The sequence below is a fragment of the Sorangium sp. So ce117 genome (assembly GCF_051524395.1).
Classification (GTDB): domain Bacteria; phylum Myxococcota_A; class Polyangia; order Polyangiales; family Polyangiaceae; genus Sorangium; species Sorangium cellulosum_B.
The window spans coordinates 5,571,023-5,591,702 of sequence record NZ_CP150309.1 but is presented as its reverse complement, the minus strand read 5'-3'; the positions used below and the strand labels follow the sequence as shown (position 1 = coordinate 5,591,702).

The 20,680-nt window shown below is 70.7% G+C and carries 18 protein-coding genes; 13 read left to right on the top strand and 5 right to left on the bottom strand.

The genetic code is table 11. The annotated features are described in order from the left end of the window. Window positions 1-4: 4 nt before the first annotated feature. The 9 genes from WMF46_RS20900 (at window position 5) to ribD (ending at window position 7,306) form a co-directional block, all read left to right on the top strand. On the top strand, window positions 5-748 hold the full coding sequence (locus WMF46_RS20900; RefSeq protein ID WP_437987200.1) for a YceD family protein: 744 nt from the start codon (window positions 5-7) through the stop codon (window positions 746-748). Between the two features lie 4 nt (window positions 749-752). Continuing rightward, the gene (gene rpmF, locus WMF46_RS20895; RefSeq protein WP_012236448.1) at window positions 753-947 is read left to right on the top strand and encodes a 50S ribosomal protein L32; all 195 of its coding nucleotides are present in this window, start codon (window positions 753-755) and stop codon (window positions 945-947) included. An 88-nt stretch (window positions 948-1,035) separates the two neighbouring features. Beyond that, window positions 1,036-2,031, top strand: a complete 996-nt coding sequence (locus WMF46_RS20890; protein ID WP_437554284.1) for a beta-ketoacyl-ACP synthase III — start codon at window positions 1,036-1,038, stop codon at window positions 2,029-2,031. Window positions 2,032-2,190: 159 nt separating this feature from the next. Beyond that, a complete protein-coding gene (gene fabD, locus WMF46_RS20885; RefSeq protein ID WP_437987199.1) occupies window positions 2,191-3,132 on the top strand; it encodes an ACP S-malonyltransferase in 942 nt (313 codons plus the stop codon). Window positions 3,133-3,138: 6 nt separating this feature from the next. Next, window positions 3,139-3,885 carry a 3-oxoacyl-ACP reductase FabG gene (gene fabG / locus WMF46_RS20880; RefSeq protein WP_437987198.1) on the top strand — a complete coding sequence of 249 codons (747 nt, stop codon included), beginning with the start codon at window positions 3,139-3,141 and terminating at the stop codon, window positions 3,883-3,885. Between the two features lie 146 nt (window positions 3,886-4,031). Next, window positions 4,032-4,286 (top strand): acyl carrier protein, encoded by a 255-nt coding sequence (gene acpP / locus WMF46_RS20875; RefSeq protein ID WP_012236444.1) that lies wholly within the window; start codon window positions 4,032-4,034, stop codon window positions 4,284-4,286. 127 nt (window positions 4,287-4,413) lie between these two features. Continuing rightward, a complete protein-coding gene (fabF, locus tag WMF46_RS20870; protein WP_437987197.1) occupies window positions 4,414-5,658 on the top strand; it encodes a beta-ketoacyl-ACP synthase II in 1,245 nt (414 codons plus the stop codon). 24 nt (window positions 5,659-5,682) lie between these two features. After that, on the top strand, window positions 5,683-6,144 hold the full coding sequence (gene nrdR, locus WMF46_RS20865) for a transcriptional regulator NrdR (protein ID WP_012236442.1): 462 nt from the start codon (window positions 5,683-5,685) through the stop codon (window positions 6,142-6,144). Between the two features lie 16 nt (window positions 6,145-6,160). After that, entirely contained in the window at window positions 6,161-7,306 is a 1,146-nt protein-coding gene (ribD, locus tag WMF46_RS20860; RefSeq protein WP_437987196.1) for a bifunctional diaminohydroxyphosphoribosylaminopyrimidine deaminase/5-amino-6-(5-phosphoribosylamino)uracil reductase RibD, read from the top strand. 18 nt (window positions 7,307-7,324) lie between these two features. On the opposite strand, the gene def is transcribed toward ribD, so the two are convergent. After that, window positions 7,325-7,837: a peptide deformylase gene (def, locus tag WMF46_RS20855; RefSeq protein ID WP_437300843.1), complete on the bottom strand. Its 513-nt coding sequence runs from the start codon at window positions 7,835-7,837 to the stop codon at window positions 7,325-7,327. A 125-nt stretch (window positions 7,838-7,962) separates the two neighbouring features. Then, window positions 7,963-10,095, bottom strand: coding sequence for an ATPase, T2SS/T4P/T4SS family (locus WMF46_RS20850; RefSeq protein WP_437987195.1), 2,133 nt, complete (start codon window positions 10,093-10,095; stop codon window positions 7,963-7,965). Window positions 10,096-11,090: 995 nt separating this feature from the next. Between WMF46_RS20850 and WMF46_RS20845 the strand changes: the two genes are divergently transcribed. After that, window positions 11,091-11,297, top strand: a complete 207-nt coding sequence (locus WMF46_RS20845; protein ID WP_012236438.1) for a cold-shock protein — start codon at window positions 11,091-11,093, stop codon at window positions 11,295-11,297. 169 nt (window positions 11,298-11,466) lie between these two features. Here WMF46_RS20845 and WMF46_RS20840 read toward each other — a convergent pair whose 3' ends face one another. Both WMF46_RS20840 and WMF46_RS20835 read right to left on the bottom strand, forming a co-directional pair. Further along, window positions 11,467-12,411 (bottom strand): metallophosphoesterase family protein, encoded by a 945-nt coding sequence (locus WMF46_RS20840; protein ID WP_437987194.1) that lies wholly within the window; start codon window positions 12,409-12,411, stop codon window positions 11,467-11,469. 117 nt (window positions 12,412-12,528) lie between these two features. Continuing rightward, window positions 12,529-13,494 (bottom strand): formylglycine-generating enzyme family protein, encoded by a 966-nt coding sequence (locus WMF46_RS20835; protein WP_437987193.1) that lies wholly within the window; start codon window positions 13,492-13,494, stop codon window positions 12,529-12,531. A gap of 213 nt (window positions 13,495-13,707) precedes the next feature. On the opposite strand from WMF46_RS20835, the gene WMF46_RS20830 reads away from it, so the two are divergent. The 3 genes from WMF46_RS20830 (at window position 13,708) to fxsT (ending at window position 19,328) form a co-directional block, all read left to right on the top strand. Beyond that, window positions 13,708-15,207 (top strand): SIR2 family protein, encoded by a 1,500-nt coding sequence (locus WMF46_RS20830; RefSeq protein ID WP_437987192.1) that lies wholly within the window; start codon window positions 13,708-13,710, stop codon window positions 15,205-15,207. A gap of 26 nt (window positions 15,208-15,233) precedes the next feature. After that, complete coding sequence (locus tag WMF46_RS20825) at window positions 15,234-16,310, top strand: ATP/GTP-binding protein (RefSeq protein ID WP_437987191.1); 1,077 nt, start codon at window positions 15,234-15,236, stop codon at window positions 16,308-16,310. A 147-nt stretch (window positions 16,311-16,457) separates the two neighbouring features. Further along, the gene (gene fxsT, locus WMF46_RS20820; RefSeq protein ID WP_437987190.1) at window positions 16,458-19,328 is read left to right on the top strand and encodes an FxSxx-COOH system tetratricopeptide repeat protein; all 2,871 of its coding nucleotides are present in this window, start codon (window positions 16,458-16,460) and stop codon (window positions 19,326-19,328) included. Between the two features lies 1 nt (window position 19,329). Here fxsT and WMF46_RS20815 read toward each other — a convergent pair whose 3' ends face one another. Next, entirely contained in the window at window positions 19,330-20,649 is a 1,320-nt protein-coding gene (locus WMF46_RS20815) for a pyruvate dehydrogenase complex dihydrolipoamide acetyltransferase (RefSeq protein WP_437987189.1), read from the bottom strand. Between the last annotated feature and the right edge of the window lie 31 nt (window positions 20,650-20,680).

Below are 20,680 nucleotides of genomic sequence, written 5' to 3'. Positions count from 1 at the left end.
CCCCATGTCCCAGTTTGCCGTCTCTGCCAATGACATCGACATCTCCGGTATTTCGCTGGACATGCCGCTGCCGCTCGACTGGATGAACACGGCGCTCGCTGACGCCGACGTCACCGGGCGCGCGCCAGGTCACCTCTCGGCCCGCCTCTCGCGGACGGGGAACGAGATCGTCGTGCGCGGCCGCGTCAAGGCGCCCGTCGCCACGCCCTGCGCGCGGTGCCTTGCCCCTACCGCGCTGGACATCGACGCCGAGCTCTCGCTCCTCTTGCGTCCTGCCCCGAAGGCGGACGGCCACGGCCACGGCCACGGTCACGGCCACCGGCGGGACGACGCTGCCCGCAACGGCGCGGCGAAGCCTGGGGCCAGCAAGGTGAAGGAGCCGGAGTACGAGTTCACGGCGGACGAGGCCGACGTCGACACGTATGACGGCGAGACGGTCGAGCTCGATTCGTTCATCCGCGAGGCCATTCTCCTCGAGATGCCGAACTTCCCCTTGTGCTCGGAGGCTTGCCCGGGTATCGGTCCTGCCGCGTCCCGAGAGGACCGCGAAGGCGGCTCCTCGTCCCTCGTCCGCGGGGCGGCGGAGGAGGATGAGGCCACTCCAGGCCTCGACCCGCGGCTCGCGCCGCTCAGCGCGCTCCGAGAGAAGCTTGGACAGAAGCCCAGCGGCTCTGACAGGCGCGCGCAACCTGCATCGCCCCCCCCGGCCAAGGCCGGGACACCGAAGAAGAAGACCAAGAAGGAGTAGTTCCGTGGCCGTCCCCAAGAGGAAAACCACCCCCAGCAAGCGCGACATGCGGCGCGCCAACCACGACAAGGTGACCCCCGTCCAGCTCGTCTCTTGCGAGAACTGCGGGGAAGCCCGGCTCCCGCACCGCGCCTGTGGCGCATGCGGGCACTACAACGGGCGCAAGGCGAAGGCGACCAAGGCGACCGCGGCCTCATGACGGGCGCGGGTGCGCCGGCGCGCGCGAACGCTGCGCCCGCGCACCTGGGCGCGGCGCCGGCTCGCGCGGACGCGCGAGGGGCCGTCGCATGAGCTCCCCGCAGCCGAGGAGCCGCATCCTCGGGACGGGTAGCTACGCGCCCGCCCGAGTCGTGCACAACACCGATCTCGAGAAGATCGTCGACACCTCCGACAGCTGGATCAGCGAGCGAACGGGGATCCGTCGACGTCATATCGCTGCCGAGGGAGAGCTCACGAGCGACATGGCCGCCGCGGCCGGCCGCTCTGCGCTGGAGGCCGCCGGGCTCTCGGCGGCTGACCTCGACATGATCATCGTCGGGACGATCAGCGGCGACACCCCGATGCCCTCCTGCGCCGTGTACGTGCAGCAGAAGCTCGGCGCTCAGGAGATCCCCGCGTTCGACATCTCGGCGGCCTGCGCGGGCTTCGTCTACGGCCTCACGATCGCCGATCAGTTCATCGCGAACGGAGTGGCCCGGCACGTCCTCGTGATCGGCGTCGAGCTGCTCTCGCGCATCCTGAACTGGAAGGATCGCACGACGTGCGTCCTGTTCGGCGACGGCGCGGGCGCGGTCGTGCTCGGGCCTGCGTCGGGCGACGGCAGGGGCATCATCTCGACGCGGATCTTCAGCGACGGCACGCTCGCGAACTCGCTGGTCATCCCGGGCGGCGGCACAGCCGAGCCGCTGACGCCCGAGGGCATCGAGCAGAGCCGCAACAAGGTCCACATGGTGGGGCAGGACATCTTCAAGGTCGCCGTGAAGAACCTCTCCAGCGCCTCGCTGATCGCGCTCGATACGGCGGGCATGGCGGCCGGCGACCTGGACTGGGTCGTCGCCCATCAGGCGAACCTGCGGATCATCAGCCAGGTCGCCGCGCGGCTCAGCCTCCCTCTGGAGAGGTTCGTGCTCAACATCGAGGAGTACGGCAACACCTCGAGCGCATCGATCCCCATCGCCCTCGACGAGGCGGTGCGCGACGGGCGCATCAAGCCGGGGCAAAACGTCCTGTTCTGCGCGCTCGGCGCCGGCATCTCCTGGGGCGCGTCCGTCATCCGGATGTGAGCGGGCCATGCGCGTGTGCCCGCGTTGAGGTCGAGGTCTGCGCGTTCGCTTGAGCTCGCCGGGCGATCCGGCCTGAGGTAGTCTCGCGCGCGCCGGCCGCATGACGTGGTTCGGGGGACGGACGACGTCCGCCTCCCTGGCTTGGAATTGAGGGCAAACGTGAAAATCGCTTGGCTGTTTCCAGGGCAAGGCGCGCAAGAGGTGGGGATGGGCAAGGCCCTCGCGGAGGTCTCGGCGGCCGCGCGCGGCGCGTTCGCGCGAGCGGACGCGGCGCTCGGCGAGCCGATCTCGCGGCTTTGCTTCGAGGGGCCGATGGAGGCGCTGACGCAGACGAGCAACACCCAGCCCGCCATCGTCGCGACGAGCTGCGCCGTGGCCGCGGCCCTCATCGAGCACCTGCCCAACCTCGATCCGCCGTTGTACGCGGCCGGCCACTCGCTCGGCGAGTACAGCGCGCTGGTCGCTGCCGGCGCGCTCGAGATCGAGGATGCGGTGAGGCTCTGCCGGATCCGGGGCAGCGCCATGCAGGAGGCCGTACCGGCGGGCGAGGGGGCCATGGCGGCGCTCATCGCGCTCGACCAGGAGGTGGTGCTCGCGATCTGCGCCGAGGCGGCACAAGGCGAGGTGGTCGCTCCGGCGAACTACAACGGGCCGGGGCAGATCGTGATCGCCGGGCATGCCGGCGCGGTCGCGCGCGCGGGCGAGCTCGCCGTCGCCCGCGGCGGCAAGGCCATCCCGCTCAAGGTGAGCGCTCCCTTCCACTGCGCGCTGATGCGGCCTGCGGCCGAACGCTTGCGTCCCGAGCTGGAGCGCACGCAGCTGATGCCGCTCGCCTTCCCCGTGATCGCGAACGTCGACGCCGCGCCGAACGCCGATCCGGACCGGGTGCGGTCGCTCCTCCTGCGCCAGATCGATGGCACCGTGCAGTGGATGCGGACGATCGAGCGCATGGCAGAGGATGGCGTGACGCACGCCCTCGAGATCGGCCCTGGCAAGGTGCTGGCCGGGCTGGTGAAGCGGATCACGAAGCAGATCAAGGTGCTCAGCGTGAGCGACATGGCGGGGATTGAGCGCGTGAGCGCGTTCCTTTCGGAGGCATAGGCATCGATGTTCGACCTTACGGGCAAAGTTGCGATCGTCACGGGTGGATCGCGGGGGATCGGGCGTGCCGCGTCGGAGGCGCTCGCGGCGCAGGGCGCGCACGTGATCGTCAACTACGTGCGCGGAGAGGCCGAGGCGCGCGCGGTCGTCGAAGCGATCACCGCGCGCGGCGGGAAGGCCGAGGCGCTCGGGTTCGACGTCGCGGACCTGCCGGCGACCGAGGCCGCTATCGCCGAGGCGGCGAAGCGCCTTGGCCGGCTGGACATCCTCGTCGCGAACGCGGGGATTGCGATCGACGGCCTGCTCCTGCGGATCAAGGAGGAAGACCTCGATCGCCTCTTCGCCGTGAACGTGAAGGGCTCGATCGCGTCCGCGCGCGCGGCGACCAAGGTCATGATGCGCGCGCGCACGGGCCGCATCGTCTTCCTCTCCAGCGTTGTGGCGGAGATGGGCAACGTCGGCCAGACGGCCTATGCCGCGACGAAGGCGGCCCTGCTCGGCGTGACGAAGTCGCTCGCCCGCGAGTACGCGGGGCGCGGCATCACCGTCAACGCCGTGGCGCCCGGGTTCATCGACACCGACATGACGACGACGATCAGCGCGGAGATGAAAGAGGGGCTGACGAAGATGGTCCCGCTCGGGCGCACGGGCCGAGCAGAGGAGGTCGCCGCGGCGATCGCATTCCTATGCTCCGACGAGGCGAGCTACGTGACGGGCGAGACGCTGCGCGTCAACGGTGGGATGTACGTGTGAGAACGTTGGCTTGAGGACCCCGGCTGCCAGGCGTCACGCACAGCGGCAAACCAGGCGCACACGAAAAAAGCGGTCGCAGGTAATTCGATGGTGCAACGCTGATGGCGATGGGCTACTAGGGGTTCCGTTTTCCCGGGAGGAATACCATGGCTGAAGGTCGCGACATCACGGCCGAAGTAAAGCGGATCATCAAGGAACAGCTCGACGTCGACGAGAAGGACATCAAGCCTGAGGCGAGTTTCATCGACGATCTGGGCGCCGATTCGCTGGGCCTGGTGGAGCTTGTCCTCGCGTTTGAGGAGGCGTTCGAGATCGACATTCCGGACGAGGACACGGAGAAGATCCGGACTGTCCAGGACGCGATTGACTACATCGAAAGGAATGCCAAGGACAAGAAGTAGCGTCCCCACCGCCCTACCGGACGCGGCGTCACCATGGAGGTGGGTTGGCGCGTGAGCCAGCGAAGGGTCTGCTCTTCGCCGATGCACGTGCTCTCACCTCTGTGGTGGCGCTAGGGCAAGAAGAGCCATGGAACGCGTTGTCATCACCGGTATCGGGCTCGTCACGCCCAACGGCCTCGGGACGCAGGCCACCTGGCAATCTTTGCTAGCTGGTCAGTCTGGTATCGCACCCATCACCCTCTTCGACGCGAGCACGTTTCCTACGCGCTTCGCCGGCGAGGTGAAGGGCTTCGTGCCGGAAGAGTACATCCCCAAGAAGAAGGTGAAGGAGATGGGCCGCTTCGCCCAGCTCTCCGTCGCCGCATCGCAGATGTGCATGCAGGACGCGGGGATCGAGCTCACCGACGAGGACCGCGATCAGTGCGGCACGTTCATCGGTGTCGGCCTCGGGGGCCTCGAGTACCTGTTCCAGCACTCGATCACGCTGCACGAGAAGGGCCCCCACAAGGTCAGCCCCTACTTCATCCCGACGGTCATCGCCAACCTCGCCGCAGGGCAGGTGGCGATGGCGCTCGACCTGCGGGGCGCGAGCTACTGCAACACGAGCGCGTGCTCGTCGAGCGCGCACTCGCTCGGCGAGGCGTTCGAGTGGATCCGCCGAGGTCGCTCGCACATCATGCTCACGGGCGGCGCGGAGGCGACGATCACCGGCCTCGGCATCGGCGGCTTCTGCGCGATGTTCGCCCTCTCGAGGCGCAACGAAGAGCCGCAGCGGGCGAGCCGCCCCTGGGACAAGGGACGCGACGGCTTCGTCTGCGCCGAGGGCGCCGGGTCGCTCCTGCTCGAGTCGCTCTCCCACGCGAAGAAGCGCGGCGCGAAGATCTACGCAGAGGTCGTCGGGTACGGCGCCTCGTGCGACGCGTACCACATCACGAAGCCGGCGCCCGACGGCGCTGGGGCGCAGCGAGCGATGAAGATGGCGCTCGAAGACGCCAAGCTCGCGCCGGACGCGATCGACTACATCAACGCTCACGGCACCTCGACCCCGCAGGGGGACATCGAGGAGACCCGGGCGATCCTCAAGACCTTCGGCGATCACGCGGCGTCGAAGCGCCTCTGGGTGAGCTCGACGAAGTCCGCGATGGGCCACCTGCTCGGGGGCGCAGGTGGGGTCGAGGCGGCGGTCTGCGCCCTCGCGCTGCGACACGGCGCGGTGCCGCCGACGCTCAACCTGGACGATCCCGACCCCGAGTGCACCCTCGACTACGTCCCGTTCACCTCTCGCGAGCGCCGCATGAAGCACGTGATGTCGAACTCCTTCGGCTTCGGCGGCACCAACGTGTCGCTCGTGTTCTCCCAGTTCGACGGCTGATCGCGCGCCGCGCTGGATGGCTCGATGAAGTGCCCATTTTGCGGCCATCTCGAGGACCGGGTCATCGACTCCCGCGCTGGCGGCGCGGGTGAGGTGATCCGGCGCCGGCGCGAGTGCGCCTCGTGCGAGCGCCGGTTCACGACGTACGAGCGCGTCGAGGACATCCTGCCGACGGTCGTCAAGAAGGACGGTCGGCGCGAGTCGTTCGACCGGCAGAAGCTCGTGCGAGGGCTCCGGATCGCATGCAACAAGCGGCCCGTGTCCACCGACCAGATCGAGGCCATCGCCGACGCGATCGAGCGCGAGGCGCAGGAGTCCGAGCGGCGGGAGATCTTGTCGACCGAGCTGGGCGAGCGGGTGATGAACCACCTGCGTACCCTCGATGAGGTCGCCTATGTCCGGTTCGCAAGCGTTTATCGTTCCTTTCGGGACATTGACCAGTTCATGGTCGAGCTTGGCAAGCTTGTGAAGGCCAAGGCGCCCTAGTAGATCCGGCACTTCGATGTCTGCGAAGCCCCCCAGCCCCGATCCCGAGCTCGACGTCGCGATGATGCGCCTCGCCATCGAGGAGGCGCACAAGGCGATGCCGTCGCCGAACCCCCCGGTCGGCGCGGTGGTGCTGAACGCCGCGGGGGAGGTCGTCGCCGTCGCGCACCACGCGCGCGCTGGTGAGGAGCACGCCGAGGGGCTGGCGCTCGCGGCCGCCGGCGACGCGGCGCGCGGAGGGACGCTCTACGTGACGCTGGAGCCCTGCAACCATGAGGGGCGTACGCCGCCCTGCGTGGACGCGATTCTGAGCGCCGGCATCAAGCGCGTCGTCGTCGGCGCGCCCGATCCGAACCCCGCGGTGGTCGGCGGCGGGGCGCAGCGGCTCAGCGACGCCGGGCTCGCCGTGGAGCTCGGCGTCGCCGGCGCCGAGGCTCGCGCGCTGATCGCGCCCTGGACCAAGTTCATCACGACGGGCATCCCCCACATCGCGCTCAAGCTCGCCCTGTCGCTGGACGGCCGCATCGCGACCCGCACGGGCGCCTCGAAGTGGGTCACAGGCCCCGAGGCGCGCGCCAAGGTCCAGGAGCTCCGCTCGCGGCACGACGCGGTGGCGATCGGGATCGGCACGGCGCTCGCCGACGACCCTCGGCTCACCCTGCGCGAGCCTGCGCTCGCGCCCGGGGGGCGGAGCCCCATCCGGCTCGTCTTCGACACGCGGCTCAGGCTGCCGCTCCACACGCGCCTCGCCCAGACGGCGCGGGAGGTGCCGACCTGGGTGCTCACGGGCGCCGACGCGCCCGAGGAGGCGGAGCAGGTGCTCGTCGACGCTGGCTGCGTCGTCCTGCGCGCCCCAACCTCGGCCGAGGGCCGGGTCGACGTGACCGCCGCGATGCGCCTCTGCGCCTCACAGGGGATCGTCTCCATCCTGGTCGAAGGAGGCGCCGAGCTCGCCGGCAGCCTGCTCGCGTCGCGCCTGCCCGACGAGCTGCACGCCTTCGTCGCCCCGATCCTGCTCGGCCCCCGCGGCCGGCCGGGCGCGGTCGACTGGGCGGGCCCGGACACGCCAGGCGACGCGCCCCGGATCGTCGATCCACGCTGGGAGCTCTGCGGCCGCGACGCGTACGTCAGCGGCCCTCTCGCCTTCCCGGCGCGCAGCTGATCGGCGCGCCCGGGCAGGTCAGCTCGCGGCTTCTGCGCCGCGCTTCTGCATCTTCCGCTGGACGATGCGCTTCTTGAGCGTGCCCATCCGGTCGATCATCAGCACGCCGTCGAGGTGATCGAGCTCATGCTGTATGGCCACGGCGAGCAGGCCGTCGGCCGCGATCTCGAACGTCGCGCCGTCGCGCCCGCGGGCGCGGACGGTGACGCGCTCGGCCCGCTTGATGTCCTCGCTGATTCCAGGGAACGAGAGGCACCCTTCGGGGCCGGTCAGCTGCCCCTCTTGCCGCACGATCTCCGGGTTGATGAACACGAGGAGGTTGCTCGGCTCGTTGTCTGCGGCGATGTCAACGAGGAAGACGCGGTGTGGCTCCCCGATCTGCGTGGCCGCAAGGCCGACGCCGGGCGCCGCGTACATGGTCTCGGCCATGTCGTCGATAAGCTTCGTGATTTCGGGCGTGATGTCCCCGACCGGCTGTGCCTTCTGACGCAGGCGCGGGTCGGGATAGTGGAGGATGGTGCGGATGGCCATGGCTACTGAGCATCATAACCTCCGTTCCTAGCTGGCGCCCGTCAAGACGCTCTCATCTCGCGTGTTGCGTGGGCTCCGCGTGCTTCCCGCTTGGCCACGCTGGCCAGCCTTCGTGCGGCCAACCGCTAGCGATTTCGCCGGAACGAGGTCGACGTATCGACGCTGACCCCGCGCGACTGAAGATCTTCCACGATGTCCGGCACCAGCCCGGAGGGGTGAAATGTCCCCTCGAGCGCGCCGCCGGCGGCCGTCCGCTCGACCACGAACGTGAAGACGTCGCGAATGGCGATCTGCCCGCCCTCCACCGCGAGCTCCGCGATGCGGAGCACCCGGTGGCGACCGTCGCGGAGCAGCGCGATCTCGATCGCGAGGTCGAAGGACGAGGCGAGCCACTCGCGCGCCGTCTCCGGCGTGATTCCGGGGCGGGTCGCGGCGATGTCGGCGGGGAGCCTCGTCACTGCCTGCCGCAGCGTCGGCGCCCGGGAGGCCGCGAGCACGCCGTCCATGCCGCCGCCGATGGCGTCCACGATTTCGGCCGCGACGTGGCCCGAGAACGAGCTCACCACGACCCGCTCCGGCCGGATGCGTACGGCCGCCCGCACGGCCCGGGTGCGTTCGTCTGTCGTGGCCCCGAGCGCGATGGACAGCGTGTTCGGCTGATCGAGGGCCAGCTCGTCCTCCTCCTGGAGCACCACGAACCGGTCGTCGGGCTGCGCCGCGGCAGCGAGCGCGCCGAGCAGCCAGCCCGTCCCGGCGTCCCGCGTCCCGGTGACGAGGAGGTTGCCGCGACCGAGCACGCACTGGGCGAGCAGCCCGGCCATCGCGCGCGAGATCGTCCCGTTGCGCACCAGGTCGTCCAGCGTGACGTCGGGGCGCTGCGGCTTCCGGATCACCAGGGTGGACGTCGCGGCCGGCGGCAGCACCGCGAACAGGCGGCGCCCCTTCGGCAGGGTCCGCTCGACGAAGCTCGCGCCCGCCTCGATCGGCTGGCCGGCCGCCATGCAGAGCCGGCGGATGGCCCGGCCGACCGCGCGCTCGCTGCTGAACCCGACCTCCGCGATGACGCGCCTGCGCCCGTGCATCGCGATCACGTGGTCGTACCGGAACACCTGGATCTCGCTCACCTCGGCGTCTTCGAGCAAGCGGTCGAGCGGGCCGAGCGAGAGGAGCTCCCGCTGCGCGTCGGCCACGAGCGCCTCGACGTCGATCTCGGGGGGGAGCTCGCCCGCCGCGCGGAGCGCCTCCGCGCCCGCGGAGGTCGCCTGCGCGATGCGCTGGGCGAGCGCGCTGTCCGGCGGCGCGCCGCTGTCGAGCGGCGTGAGGTCGACCACGTCGGCGAGCCGGTCCATCAGGCGCCCGAGCGCCCGGCGGTGCGCCACGGCTTGCGTCGAGTCGCCCTGTCCCCGGTCGACCCGATCCGAGACGGGTGGGATGGCGCGCCGGCTCGGGATGGGGACCACGCTCGGATGGACGGCGACGTTCGAGGCGCCCTGCGGCGACACCGCGGCGGTGCTCGTCGCGCTCTGTGCCGGCAGCGGGGTCGCGGTCGCGTACGGGCGCGGCGCCTGGGGGGGCGGGGTGGCGGCGTTGACGGCGCGGCCGTCGCGCGCCGGCGGTGCGGTGGTCATCGCCGGGTGCGCAGGCAGCGGCGGCACGGACGCACCGCCCTGCGAGCCCGGCGTGAGGGGCGGACGAGGTGAGGGGATGCGCGGCGGACCGGGGACGGGGATGGCCGCGGCCGCGTCGACCGACTCGTCCGGATCGTTCTCGAGGGGGAAGTGGCTGATCACGCCCTGGCTGGTGCGCGACGGCTCGCCCCGCTCGTTGATCAGCGGCAACGGCGCCGACCGGTGCAGCCCCTTCTCGGCGGACGGCGGCGGCCCGCGATCGGGCAGAGGTCCCGGCTCGCCGGACATCTCTTCCGGCGCGCGCGGAGGCGCCGTGCTGTCCGGAGGGGCCGTCCCGACCGCCGCCGTCTCGATCCGCAGCACGAAGTCGCCGATGTAGATCTTGTCGCCTTCGCGAACGATCGTCGCCTGAGCGATCTTCCGGCCGTTGACGTACGTGCCGTTCGTGCTCTTGAGATCGGTGACGATGAAGCGCCCGTCGCGGAAGAGCAGCCGAGCGTGTCGCTTCGACACGTTGCCCTTCGGCAGCATCAGGTCGTTGCCCTGCACGCGGCCGACGTTGATCTCTGTCCGGTCGAAGGTTTCGCGGCGCTCCGCGCCCCCTTTCTCGCTGATGATCACCGAGAACATCTCGTCGCCTCGCGGGGCCAGGGCGGAGGTGAGACCCGATGCCCTCGCCACGCCATACGAGCAAGCTCGAACAGACATGTCAACGAGATGCCTTCGATTCCTGCTCCCGGGCGGCGAGCGGCCTCGAGCCCGGGACTGCGTCGCCTGCGCCCCTGAACGCACGGGGCGCGGTGCAGGTCGAGCGCGCGATGCCGGTCCGGGGATCGATCCGCCGAGCTGTCGCGCCAGCGCGCGCAGGGGAACGTCGGCGAACAGGCTGAGCCGGTGCCGCCAGGTGCGTGATGTCCTCCGAGCAGGTCGCGTGCTCCGCTGCGACGCTCGATCGATGTTCTCGGCAAAAGCTCCGCAAGCGCCTGGCCTGCGCTCGGAAAGCGCCCGGAGCGCGCTGCGTCGCTCGCTCCCACGACGAGCGCAGCACGAGGAGCGCGCCCGAGTCGCCGCGCCATTGCGGCGGAGGCCAGGAGAACGCTGCCCGACGTGCGAGGCTCGTTGCGTGACATGGCGAAGCCCTCACGGACCGCGACGCCCCGCGCGGGCCGAAGGACAAGGTTCTTCGATAAGAGCGCAAATCTTGACGGCTGCGCGAATTCTGCTTCGCACCCTACGGCGCGCCGTCACCGCGCGTGATCGTGTACTCGCCGTCAGGATCCGCTGTACGGCGCGAAATTCTCATCGGCGGGTGCTGCAACCGGAGACTGCCGGTGAAGCGGTACTGCCTCGCGCAAGCGCTCGCCGAACCATCATCGCTGCTTGACCTTGGCGCATCGAGCCGTTTACGTTGGCGCCCGCTCGGACCGGGGAGAATCGTCGAAGTCGCCGCGCATGCACATCAACCAGCGGCTGGGCAGCCGCCCTGCGCAAGCTGGATCTGTCTACGAGGGGGGTTTGCTGCATGCAGCCAAGCCCGCATCGGAATCAGGGACCGCAGCCGTGGTCACCTCCCGACTGCCAGCTTGCGCGCCTCGGGTATCAACGAGCTCTGAAGTGGAGGAAATATGGCAGTTGGCAAGGTTAAGTGGTTCAACGACGAGAAGGGTTGGGGCTTCATCAAGCAAGAGACTGGCCCCGACGTCTTCGTTCACTATTCGCAGATCAACGGGGAGGGGCGCCGTCGTCTGTTCGAGGACGAGACCGTTGAATTTGAGATCAAAGAAGGTCCCAAAGGTCTGCAGGCGGTCAACGTGATCCGCGCCACCGCCTGACTTTCCTCCTGACCAGAGCCCCACCGGACTGCCCGCGCTGCGCCCCCGCTGCGCTCGAGTCACGGCATTGCCGAGCCCCGAACACCGCGCGCCCGCCTGGACGGTCCTGCGTGCGGCGGATGGATTGCGCGCGGCTCCGGTGGGGCGCTCGGCCGAGCGCGCGGCCGGCTCATCGCTCGGGGACCGGGACCTCGCGGAACGCGTCTTGACCTGGGACGAAGCGGTGCGACGTGATGCCCCCGATCGTCCCCGCGTCGTCGATCTCGTAGACATTGAAACCGGCCATCCGTTCGTCGCTGTCGTGAAGGAGCGAAGCGCTGGTGGCGCCCACGGCGTCGATGTGACCCCGCTCGGTGTGCAGCTTGCGGTGAATGCGCCGGTGCAGGTGCCCATGCAGCAGCAAGCCGCGGCGCACCTGCCGCAGCAGCCGCCCCTCTGCCGCGGCATCACCCAGGCCTTCCAGCAACGTCTTCGCCCGGCTCGCCGGGTTATGGAAGGGGTGGTGCTGAAGCACGACCAGCGTTCGCCGTCGCACCTCCGGGTGTTCTAGCGCTCGCTCGAGCGCGCGCAGCTGGACCGGGCCGAGCCGCCCCGATGCCACCAGCGGGGGACGCGGCCAGGCGGTCGAGAGGCCGATGATCGCGACGGGCCCGCGCAGGTGCACGAAGGGGAACGCCGAGCCTCCGCCATCGCGGGTGGCCCCACCGTCGTCGCTCTTCCCAGGCGCGTCGAGGACGAGGTCGGAGCGCAGGTACGGCGCGAAGTACTGAGAGAAGCGCTGCGAGCGGTGCGCGCCCTTCGTGTACGCGTCGTGGTTCCCCGGGACGATGCTCACCCGCTCGGGCGGAAGACCGAGACCGCTCTGCAAGAAGTCGCGGACCAGGACGAACTCTCGTTCGAGCGCGAGGTTCGAGACATCGCCGGTGATGACGACGTGGTCCACGCCGAGCCGCCGTATCTCCCGCGCCGCCGCGTGCACCGCGTGCGGCTTGTGGATGGCGTGGCGCCGGAAGCGGAGGTTGAGGTAGCCCGTCAGACGCTTGTTCAGGAGCCGGAACGGGATGGCCCCCTCGAGGGAGAGGAGGTGCAGGTCAGAGAGGTGCGCGATCCTCACGGGCGCAGTATGGGCTCTTCCGGCGCGGCGGCCAACCGCCGCGCGCCTCGGCCAGCGCAGCGGCCAACCGCCGCGCTCCTCGGAGCGCTCCTCGGATCGAGCGTCGCCCGCCGCGGCTCAGGCGTCGCGCGCGCAGCGGAAGCCGCGCCACGCGCGGCGGCTGGTCGGCGAGTCGTGCCCCCGCGCGGCGCCACGCAGCCAGGGCCGACCCAGGATGTAGCTGCCGCCGCGCAGCACGCGCTCCTCTCCCATGTCGGGCCCCCGTGGGTTCTTCGCGCTGCCGCTTGGATACTCGGGATGGTAGTAGTCAGCGACCCACTCCTCGACGTTGCCGGCGAGGTCGTCGATGCCGTCGGGCGTGCGGCCGGCCACGAGCGAGCCGACGGGCGCGAGCTCGAGGAAGCCGTCGCCGTCGTCGAGCTCGTCGAACGACAGCCTCCCGTGGTTCGCGTGGAATGGGTTGTAGACATGGCCCCAGGGGTAGCGGCGCCCGGCCACGCCACGCGCCGCCCGCTCCCATTCGGCCTCGGTCGGCAGGCGACCGCCGGCCCAGACGCAGTAGCGCTGCGCGTCGCTCCACGAGACGAGCACCACCGGAACCTCGGGCCGATCGAACCGCTGCCCGCCGGAGGCATACGGAGGTTCGGCGCAGACGCCGGCCGAGACGCACCGGCGGTAGCTCGCGACGGTCACCTCGGTTCGGTCGATCCAGAAATCCGACAGGTACACCTCGTGGGGCACGAGCTCGTTCGCGAAGCTCGCCTCGGTCTCGTCGACGCACAGCTCACCGGCCGGCTCGAGCTTGCAGAGCGTCACCGCGTGCGCGATCTCGACCTCGCTCGATCCCATCATGAAGCTCCCCGCGCGCACGAGGACGGCAGGCGGACCGGGCGCGCGCAGCGCGACGACGCTCGCGGGCGAGCGCGGGGGCTGGCCCGCGGCGGCCGCCGAGAGCGCGGCCTCCGCCCGCGCCGGGAGGCGCGGGGCGCGCCGCGCGCGGGGGGGTGGAGCGGCCACGCCGGCCAGGGAGAACGCGACGAGCGAGGCCACCGTGGCCAGCGTGAAGAGGGCCGCCGGACGCATGTCGGAGACGTAGCATGCTCCAACCTCGCGGACTGTTTCCGCCTCTTCCGACTTCGCTCGATGCGGCGGTCAGTCGTCTCGGACGTCATGACCACAGCGGGCCGCCTGGTCGAGCGTTCGACCCTGCGCCGCGCGGCGCACTTTTGCGGCGCGCCGCGCGACGCGCCGCAAAAGTGCGCTGCGCGCCGAGGAGCGATAGACTCGAGGGGCTCGATGTCAACCCTTATGGACAACGCGAACACGGTGAGCGCGGAGGTCGACGCCGCGGTGATCGAAGCGCTGCATGAGGCGCTCGAGAGCGGAGAGCTCGTGCTCTTCGTGGGGGGAGGCATCTCGGCCGCGGCCGGGCTGCCGACGTGGCGTCAGCTCGTCGACCTGCTCGTCGAGAGGGTGCGCGAGCAGACCAGCGACGAGGTCGCGATCGCCGAGGTCGCGTCCCTCGCGCGATCGCAGCGCTACAGCGAGGCGCTGGGCGCGGCGGAGCAGGCGCTCGGCCCAGCGGAGTTCAACGCGTTCGTCGAGGATGCGCTCGACGACGAGGGGCTCGATCCGCCGCGGATCGCGATCGCGATCGCCGCGCTGCGAGACAAGCTGCGCGCCGTGCTCACCACGAACCTGAACCACCTGCTCGAGCGCGCCTTCGGCTTCGAGTGGGACACCATGTGGCGCGTCACCGACGAGGTCGCGTGGCGGCGGCGGTTCATCCTCAAGCTGCACGGCACGCTGAAGGAGCCGCACAGCTGGGTGTTCGCGCGCGAGCGCTTCCTCGCGTCGATCGCGCCGCCCGACGTGCGCAAGTCGCTCACGACCGTGCTCTCGCGGTGCCCCGTGCTCTTCATCGGCTTCGGGCGCGCCGACGGGAACTTCGACGAGATGCTGGCGGACATCCACGCGCTCTCGGGCGCCTCGCCGCCGCCCCGCTTCGTCATCGCCCCGGGCTCGAGCCTGACGCCGCTCCGCCGCAAGACGCTCGCGGACATGGGGTTCCTGCTCCTGCCTTACGACACCCCCGACGGCAGCCACGACCGGGTGCTCGCGATCCTGGAGCGCACGTGCGCGCCCCGGCCGCGCGCGATCACGTCGCGCGGCCGCTCGATCCTTCCGCCCCCGATCCCCGATCTCGAGCTCCCGCCCTCGTCGTCGGCGCTCGGCGCGCCGTACGACCTCCCGCCGGACTCGGCCGCGTACGACGACACGGTCACGATGACGGGGGCGCTCGAAGCGTCGCGGCGCGAGCGCGTCTCCGAGCCTCCGGCGAGCCCGATCGAGGTCTTCTTCTCGTACTCGGAGAGCAACCGCGAGCTGCGCGACAAGCTCGAGACGCACCTCGCCATCCTCAAGCGGAAGGGCGTCATCCGCGGCTGGCACGACGGCGAGATCGGCGCTGGCGAGGAGCGCGACACGGCGCTGGCCGAGCACCTCGAGACCGCGAAGGTCATCCTCCTGCTCATCAGCGCGGACTTCCTCGCGTCGGACTTCTGCTACGACGTCGAGATGCAGAAGGCGATCGAGCGCCACGAACGGGGTGAGGCGCGCGTCATCCCCGTCATCCTCGACGCCTGCGACTGGGAGGGCGCGCCCTTCGGCAGGCTGGGCAGCTTGCCGCGGGGCGGGCGCCCGGTGACGAGCTGGGTCAACCAGAGCGAGGCGTTCACGGACATCGCAAAGGGCATCCGAAAGCAGGTCGAGCAGCTCACCCAAAACCCCTCCTGAGCTCACCGAGCGCCGGCGCCCAGCCGGTGAGCCATTCAGAGGTGCCACCGCCGCCCGAGATCTGGAGCGTCCCCGCGTCGACCAGTCGGAACCTGGCCGCGCGCGACGATCTGCTCGCCGAGATCGGCGCCGCGCTCGCCAGGCGCGGCGTGGCGCCGCTCTGCGGGCTCGGCGGTACCGGCAAGACCAAGCTCGCGATCGAGTACGCGTACCGCAACGCTGGCGCCTACGACACCGTCTTCCTGATCGACGGTCAGAGCCAGGCGACGATGGACGCCTCCTTCGTCACGCTCGCCGCGGAGATGAGGTTGCCCGAGCACGAGCAGCTGGATCCCGCTCGCGCGGTCGGCGTGGTGCGCAGCAAGCTCGGGCGCCGCGGTCGCTGGCTCCTCCTCTTCGATGGCGTGCGCGACCCGAGCGAGGTCGAGCCCTACATCCCGAGCGTCTCCCACGGCGGCCACATCCTCACGACGTCGCAGAACCCTATCTGGCGCGGTCTCACGACGGTGAACGTCCGCGGCATCGAGCGCGCCGAGTCGGTGCGCTTCCTGCTCCAGCGCACGGGCGAGACCGACGCGGAGTCGGCCGACGCGCTCGCTGAGGAGCTCGGCGATTTGCCGCTCGCCCTGGCGCAGGCCGGCGCTTACATCGAGGAGACCGGACGCCCGCTCGCGGAGTACCTCGCCCTGTTCCGGCAGCGGCCGGCCGCGCTCCTGGAGCGCCCCGTCAGCTTCCCGGTGACGGTCGCGACCGCCTGGGAGAGCTCGCTCGCGGCCGTGTTCAGCCACCAGGCAGCGGCGGAGCTCCTCAGCTTGTGCTCGTTCCTGCCGATGGACGCGATCCCTCGGCGGTCGCTCGGCGAATACGATCCGCTCGCGCTCGACGACGCCATCGCGATGCTGCGGCTGCACTCGCTGATCGAGGTGCGGCCGCACGCGCTCAGCGTCCACCGCCTCGTGAAGATCGTCGTCCGCAACCAGCTGCGGCGGGACGATCGGCGGCGATGGATGGAAGCGGCGCGCCGCATCGTTCAGGCTTCCGGCCGGATCTCCCCGAGCACGGAAGAGGAGCGCGAAGGTAGGACGGAGCCGGAGTCGGGGTAAGGCAAGCCCCTCACGAGACGATGGAGGTTCGACCCGCATGTATCCGCCGAGAGCGACAACTACCGTCTCTTCCTGGGTCTTTTCCGACCGCGTATTCTCGTTGCGCGTCAGGTCCGTCGTGAGACTTTAAGGCCCGCGAGAGGAACTATGGTTGCCTTGGCGACGAGCCCCGCCGATGTGTTCTTCTCCTACTCACCGAGGGACGAGGACCTGCGGCCCAAGATCGAGACCCACCTCGACGCGCTGAAACGGCAGGGGGTCATCCGGAATTACCAGGGCTTCGCGCTCGGCGGAGGGAGGGAGCGGCGAGACGCGACCGCGGCGAGGCTGCGCGAGGCGCGGGTCGTGCTGCTGCTCGTGAGCGCGGATTTCCTCTCCACCGACGCGTGGCTCTCTCCGGAGATGCGAGAGGCGATCGCTCGCCACGAGTCCGGCGAGTGTCGGGTCATCCCCGTGATCCTGCGGCCCTGCGCCTGGGAGAAGACGCTGCTCGGCGAGCTGCAGCCGCTGCCGAGCCGCGCGCGGCCCGTGACGAGCTACCCCAACCAGAGCGAGGCGTTCACGGAGATCGCGAAGGGGATCCGGAGCGCCGTGCGCGAGACGGAGCCGCCGACGCAGCGGCCAACCGCTCGAAGGCCGTCGAGCTCGCCCGACGCGGAGCCTCACATCAAGAAGCTGCCGCCGCGCAACCCGGGCTTCACCGGGCGCGACCAGCTCCTGAGCGAGCTGCGGAGCACGCTCACCACGGGGGGGCCCGCTGCGCTCACGCAGTCCATCAGCGGCCTCGGCGGCGTCGGCAAGACGCAGCTCGTCGCCGAGTACGCGCACCGGTACGCGAGCCAGTACAGCGTCGTCTGGTGGATCCGCGCCGAGGAGCCGGCCACGGCGGCCGAGGACTTCGCGCGCCTCGCCGCGGCCCTCGACCTGCCAGAGCAGAACGAGGCCGACCAGCGGATCGCGATCGAGGCGGCCCGGTCGTGGCTGTCGCGCAACGACAGGTGGCTCCTCATCTTCGACAACGTGAACGACCCGCAGGACGTCGCCCCGTACCTCCCGCACCCGCGCACCGGGCACATCCTCATCACCTCGCGCAACCCGAGCTTCCGCGGCATCGCCACCCCGCTCACCGTGCCGGCGCTCGATCGCGCCGACTCGGTGAAGTTCCTGCTCGATCGGACCGGGCAGAGCGACGCGCGCGCCGCGGAGAAGCTCGCCGAGACGCTCGGGGATCTCCCCCTCGCGCTGGTGCAGGCGGCGGCGACCATCAAGGAGACGGGCTCGTCCATCGCGACCTACCACGCCGCCTTCGGTGATCACCAGCGCGGGCTCCTGCTCCGCGGCATGCCGATGGACTACCCGACGCCGATCGCCACGACCTGGGGCCTCGCGTTTCAGGAGGCGCAGCGCTTCTCGCCCGTCGCGGTCGACCTCTTGAGCCTGTGCGCGTACCTGGCGCCCGATGACATCCCGCGCGAGGGCCTCGCCGACGCCGCGCCGCACCTGCCGGCGGCGCTCGCGGAGGCGCTGAGCGATCCGCTGATGCTCGACGAGGCGGTCGCCGCGCTCCGCCGCTACTCGCTCATCGACGTGCACGAAGGCGCGCTCTCCGTGCACCGGCTCGTCCAGGCGGTGGTCCGCGATCGCCTCTCGCCCGAGGACCGGAAGGTGTGGGTCGAGGCGGCGGTCCGGCTCGTCGACCACGCGTTCCCGGAGAGCAGCGACGAGGTGGAGACGTGGCCCTTCTGCGCCCGATGGCTGCCGCACGCGCTCGCCGCGGCGAGCCAGGCCGAAGCGCACGACGTCGCGCGGGAGGTGCGCGGGCGGCTCCTCGCCCGGTTCGCCGTCTACCTGCAGGGGCGCGCCGCGTTCGCGGAGGCGAAGGGGTACCTGGAGCGGGCGCTCGCGCTCCACGAGGCCGTGTTCGGCCACGACGATCCGAAGGTCGCGGCCGTGCTGCGCAGCCTCGGCAGCGTCCTCCACGACCTCGGCGATCTCGGCGGCGCGCGGGCACACCTGGAGCGCGCGCTGGCCATCGACATCGCGAGCTTCGGCCCCGATCACCCGGACGTCGCGCGCGACGTGAACGACCTCGGCAGCGTGCTCATGGATCAGGGGGATCTGCCGGGCGCCCGCAAGCACCTGGAGCGCGCCCTGGCCATCGACGAGGCGACGTACGGCCCCGACGATCCGAGCGTCGCGATACGGCTCAACAACCTGGGCGCCCTCTTCCGCGACCTCGGCGACTTCGCGGGCGCGCGCGTGCACCTCGAGCGGGCGCTCGCGATCGACATCCGCGCCTACGGTCCGGACCACCCGACGGTCGCGATCGGGCGCACGAACCTCGGTCGGCTGCTCCACGATCTCGGCGACCTCAAGGGAGCGCGCGAGCAGTTCGAAGAGGCGCTCAAGATCGATGAGCACAGCTACGGCCTCTACCACCCGCGCTTCGCGCTCGCGCTGAACAACCGCGGGCGCGTGCTGCGCGATCTCGGAGACCTGGCCGGGGCGCGCGCCGACTTCGAGCGGGCGCTCGCGATCGTCGAGGACACCTACGGGCCGGATCACCCGGACGTTGCGCGGGACATCAACAACCTCGGCAGCGTGCTGCGCGACCTCGGCGATCTCGAGGGCGCGCGCGCGAACTTCGCGCGCGTGCTGAAGATCGCCGAGGCGACCTACGGCCCGGACCACCCGGCGGTGGCGATCGGCTGCAACAACCTCGGCAGCGTGCTGCAAGCGCTCGGCGAGCTGCCCGGGGCGCGCGAGCAGCTGGAGCGCGCGCTCGGCATCGCGCAAACCACGTACGGTCCGGATCACCCGGTCGTGGCGAGCATCGTGAACAACCTCGGGCGCGTCTTGCAGGCGCTCGGCGATCTGCCGGGCGCGTGGCAGCAGATCGAGCGCGCCGTGGCGATCGCCACGAAGGCGCTCGGGCCGTCGCACCCGTCCGTGCAGATCTTCTCGCGGAACCTGGCGCGCCTCGGCGACGCCCTGGGGAGCAGCGCCGAGGCGACCTGAGCTAGCCGATCAGGATCTGCGTCGGGTGCTCCAGGAGCTGGCGCAGGACCTTGAGGAAGGTCGCGCCGACCGCGCCGTCGACGACGCGATGATCGCAGGAGAGCGTCATGCTCAGGCGGCGGCCCGGCACGATCTGCTCGCCGCGCACGACGGGTTCACGACGGACCTGGCCCACGGCGAGGATCGCTCCCTCGGGCGGGTTGATGACGGCGCCGAAGTTGTCGATCCCGTACATGCCGAGGTTCGAGATCGAGAACGTGCCGTTCGCCATCTCCTCGGGCCGCAGCTTCTTCGCCTTGGCTCGCCCGGCGAGCTCGCGCACCTCGGCCGCGATGTCGAGCACCTGCTTGCGATCGACGTCGCGCACCACCGGCGTGACGAGGCCCTCGGGGACGGCGACAGCGACCGAGATGTCGACGCGCTGGTGAATGAGGATGGCGTCCGGGGTGAACTGCGCGTTGCACTCCGGGACGCGCACGAGCGCGATGGCGCACGCCTTGACGAGGAGATCGTTGAAGCTGACCTTGGCCGGCTTCTCCCCCTCGGTGGCGGTCGCCGCGAGATCCGCGTTGATCTGCTCGCGAAGCGCGTTCAGCGGATCGGCGTCGACGTCGATCGAGAGATAGAAGTGCGGGACCGTCTGCTTGGACTCGGTGAGGCGCCGGGCGATCGCCTTGCGCATCATGCTGAGCGGCCTCACCTCCGGCGCAGCGAGCTCGCCGGGGGCGGTCGCCTTGGCCGCCCCGGCGGCCGGCGCCGGCTTCAGCTCATCGAGATCGCGCGCGACGATGCGCCCGCGCGGACCGCTGCCGGCGACGCTGCTGAGGTCGAGCCCGCGCTCTCGGCCGAGCTTCCGCACGTAGGGCGACGCCTTCACGCGTCCGTTCGACGACGGCTGCGGCGCGGCCGGCTGCGTGGGCGGCGAGACCGCCTCACCGCGCGCCGCGGGCGGCGGGCTCGTCACGGGCGCGTCGCCGCCGGCCGGCGGCGCGGGGCGCTCTCCCTTGGACTGAGCCTCCGCCGCGCTCGGCTTCGCCGCGGCAGCGCCGCCGCTCCCGCCGGCGAGGGCGCTTACGTCCTCGCCCGGGGTGCCGATGATCGCGACAGGCTGGCCGAGCTGAACCACGCTGCCCGCAGGCACGAGGATCTTGAGCAACGTCCCTCGATCGAAGGACTTGTACTCCATGGTCGCCTTGTCGGTCTCGACGTCTGCGAGCAGATCGTCGATGTCGATCGCATCGCCTTCCTTCTTGTGCCAGGCACTGATCTGCCCCTCCTCCATGGTCGGGGACAGCTTCGGAAGTTCCAGAACCTTCGCCATGGGTCTATCAACCTTGATCGGGGATGTGGGT

Excerpts from the sequence above, each read along its gene's own strand:
- WMF46_RS20900 (WP_437987200.1), top strand. The coding sequence starts at position 5 with ATGTCCCAGTTTGCCGTCTCTGCCAATGACATCGACATCTCCGGTATT.
- WMF46_RS20890 (WP_437554284.1), top strand. The coding sequence starts at position 1,036 with ATGAGCTCCCCGCAGCCGAGGAGCCGCATCCTCGGGACGGGTAGCTAC.
- fabG (WP_437987198.1), top strand. The coding sequence starts at position 3,139 with ATGTTCGACCTTACGGGCAAAGTTGCGATCGTCACGGGTGGATCGCGG.
- acpP (WP_012236444.1), top strand. The coding sequence starts at position 4,032 with ATGGCTGAAGGTCGCGACATCACGGCCGAAGTAAAGCGGATCATCAAG.
- fabF (WP_437987197.1), top strand. The coding sequence starts at position 4,414 with ATGGAACGCGTTGTCATCACCGGTATCGGGCTCGTCACGCCCAACGGC.
- nrdR (WP_012236442.1), top strand. The coding sequence starts at position 5,683 with ATGAAGTGCCCATTTTGCGGCCATCTCGAGGACCGGGTCATCGACTCC.
- ribD (WP_437987196.1), top strand. The coding sequence starts at position 6,161 with ATGTCTGCGAAGCCCCCCAGCCCCGATCCCGAGCTCGACGTCGCGATG.
- def (WP_437300843.1), bottom strand. The coding sequence starts at position 7,837 with ATGGCCATCCGCACCATCCTCCACTATCCCGACCCGCGCCTGCGTCAG.
- WMF46_RS20850 (WP_437987195.1), bottom strand. The coding sequence starts at position 10,095 with ATGTTCTCGGTGATCATCAGCGAGAAAGGGGGCGCGGAGCGCCGCGAA.
- WMF46_RS20845 (WP_012236438.1), top strand. The coding sequence starts at position 11,091 with ATGGCAGTTGGCAAGGTTAAGTGGTTCAACGACGAGAAGGGTTGGGGC.
- WMF46_RS20835 (WP_437987193.1), bottom strand. The coding sequence starts at position 13,494 with ATGCGTCCGGCGGCCCTCTTCACGCTGGCCACGGTGGCCTCGCTCGTC.
- WMF46_RS20830 (WP_437987192.1), top strand. The coding sequence starts at position 13,708 with ATGTCAACCCTTATGGACAACGCGAACACGGTGAGCGCGGAGGTCGAC.
- fxsT (WP_437987190.1), top strand. The coding sequence starts at position 16,458 with ATGGTTGCCTTGGCGACGAGCCCCGCCGATGTGTTCTTCTCCTACTCA.
- WMF46_RS20815 (WP_437987189.1), bottom strand. The coding sequence starts at position 20,649 with ATGGCGAAGGTTCTGGAACTTCCGAAGCTGTCCCCGACCATGGAGGAG.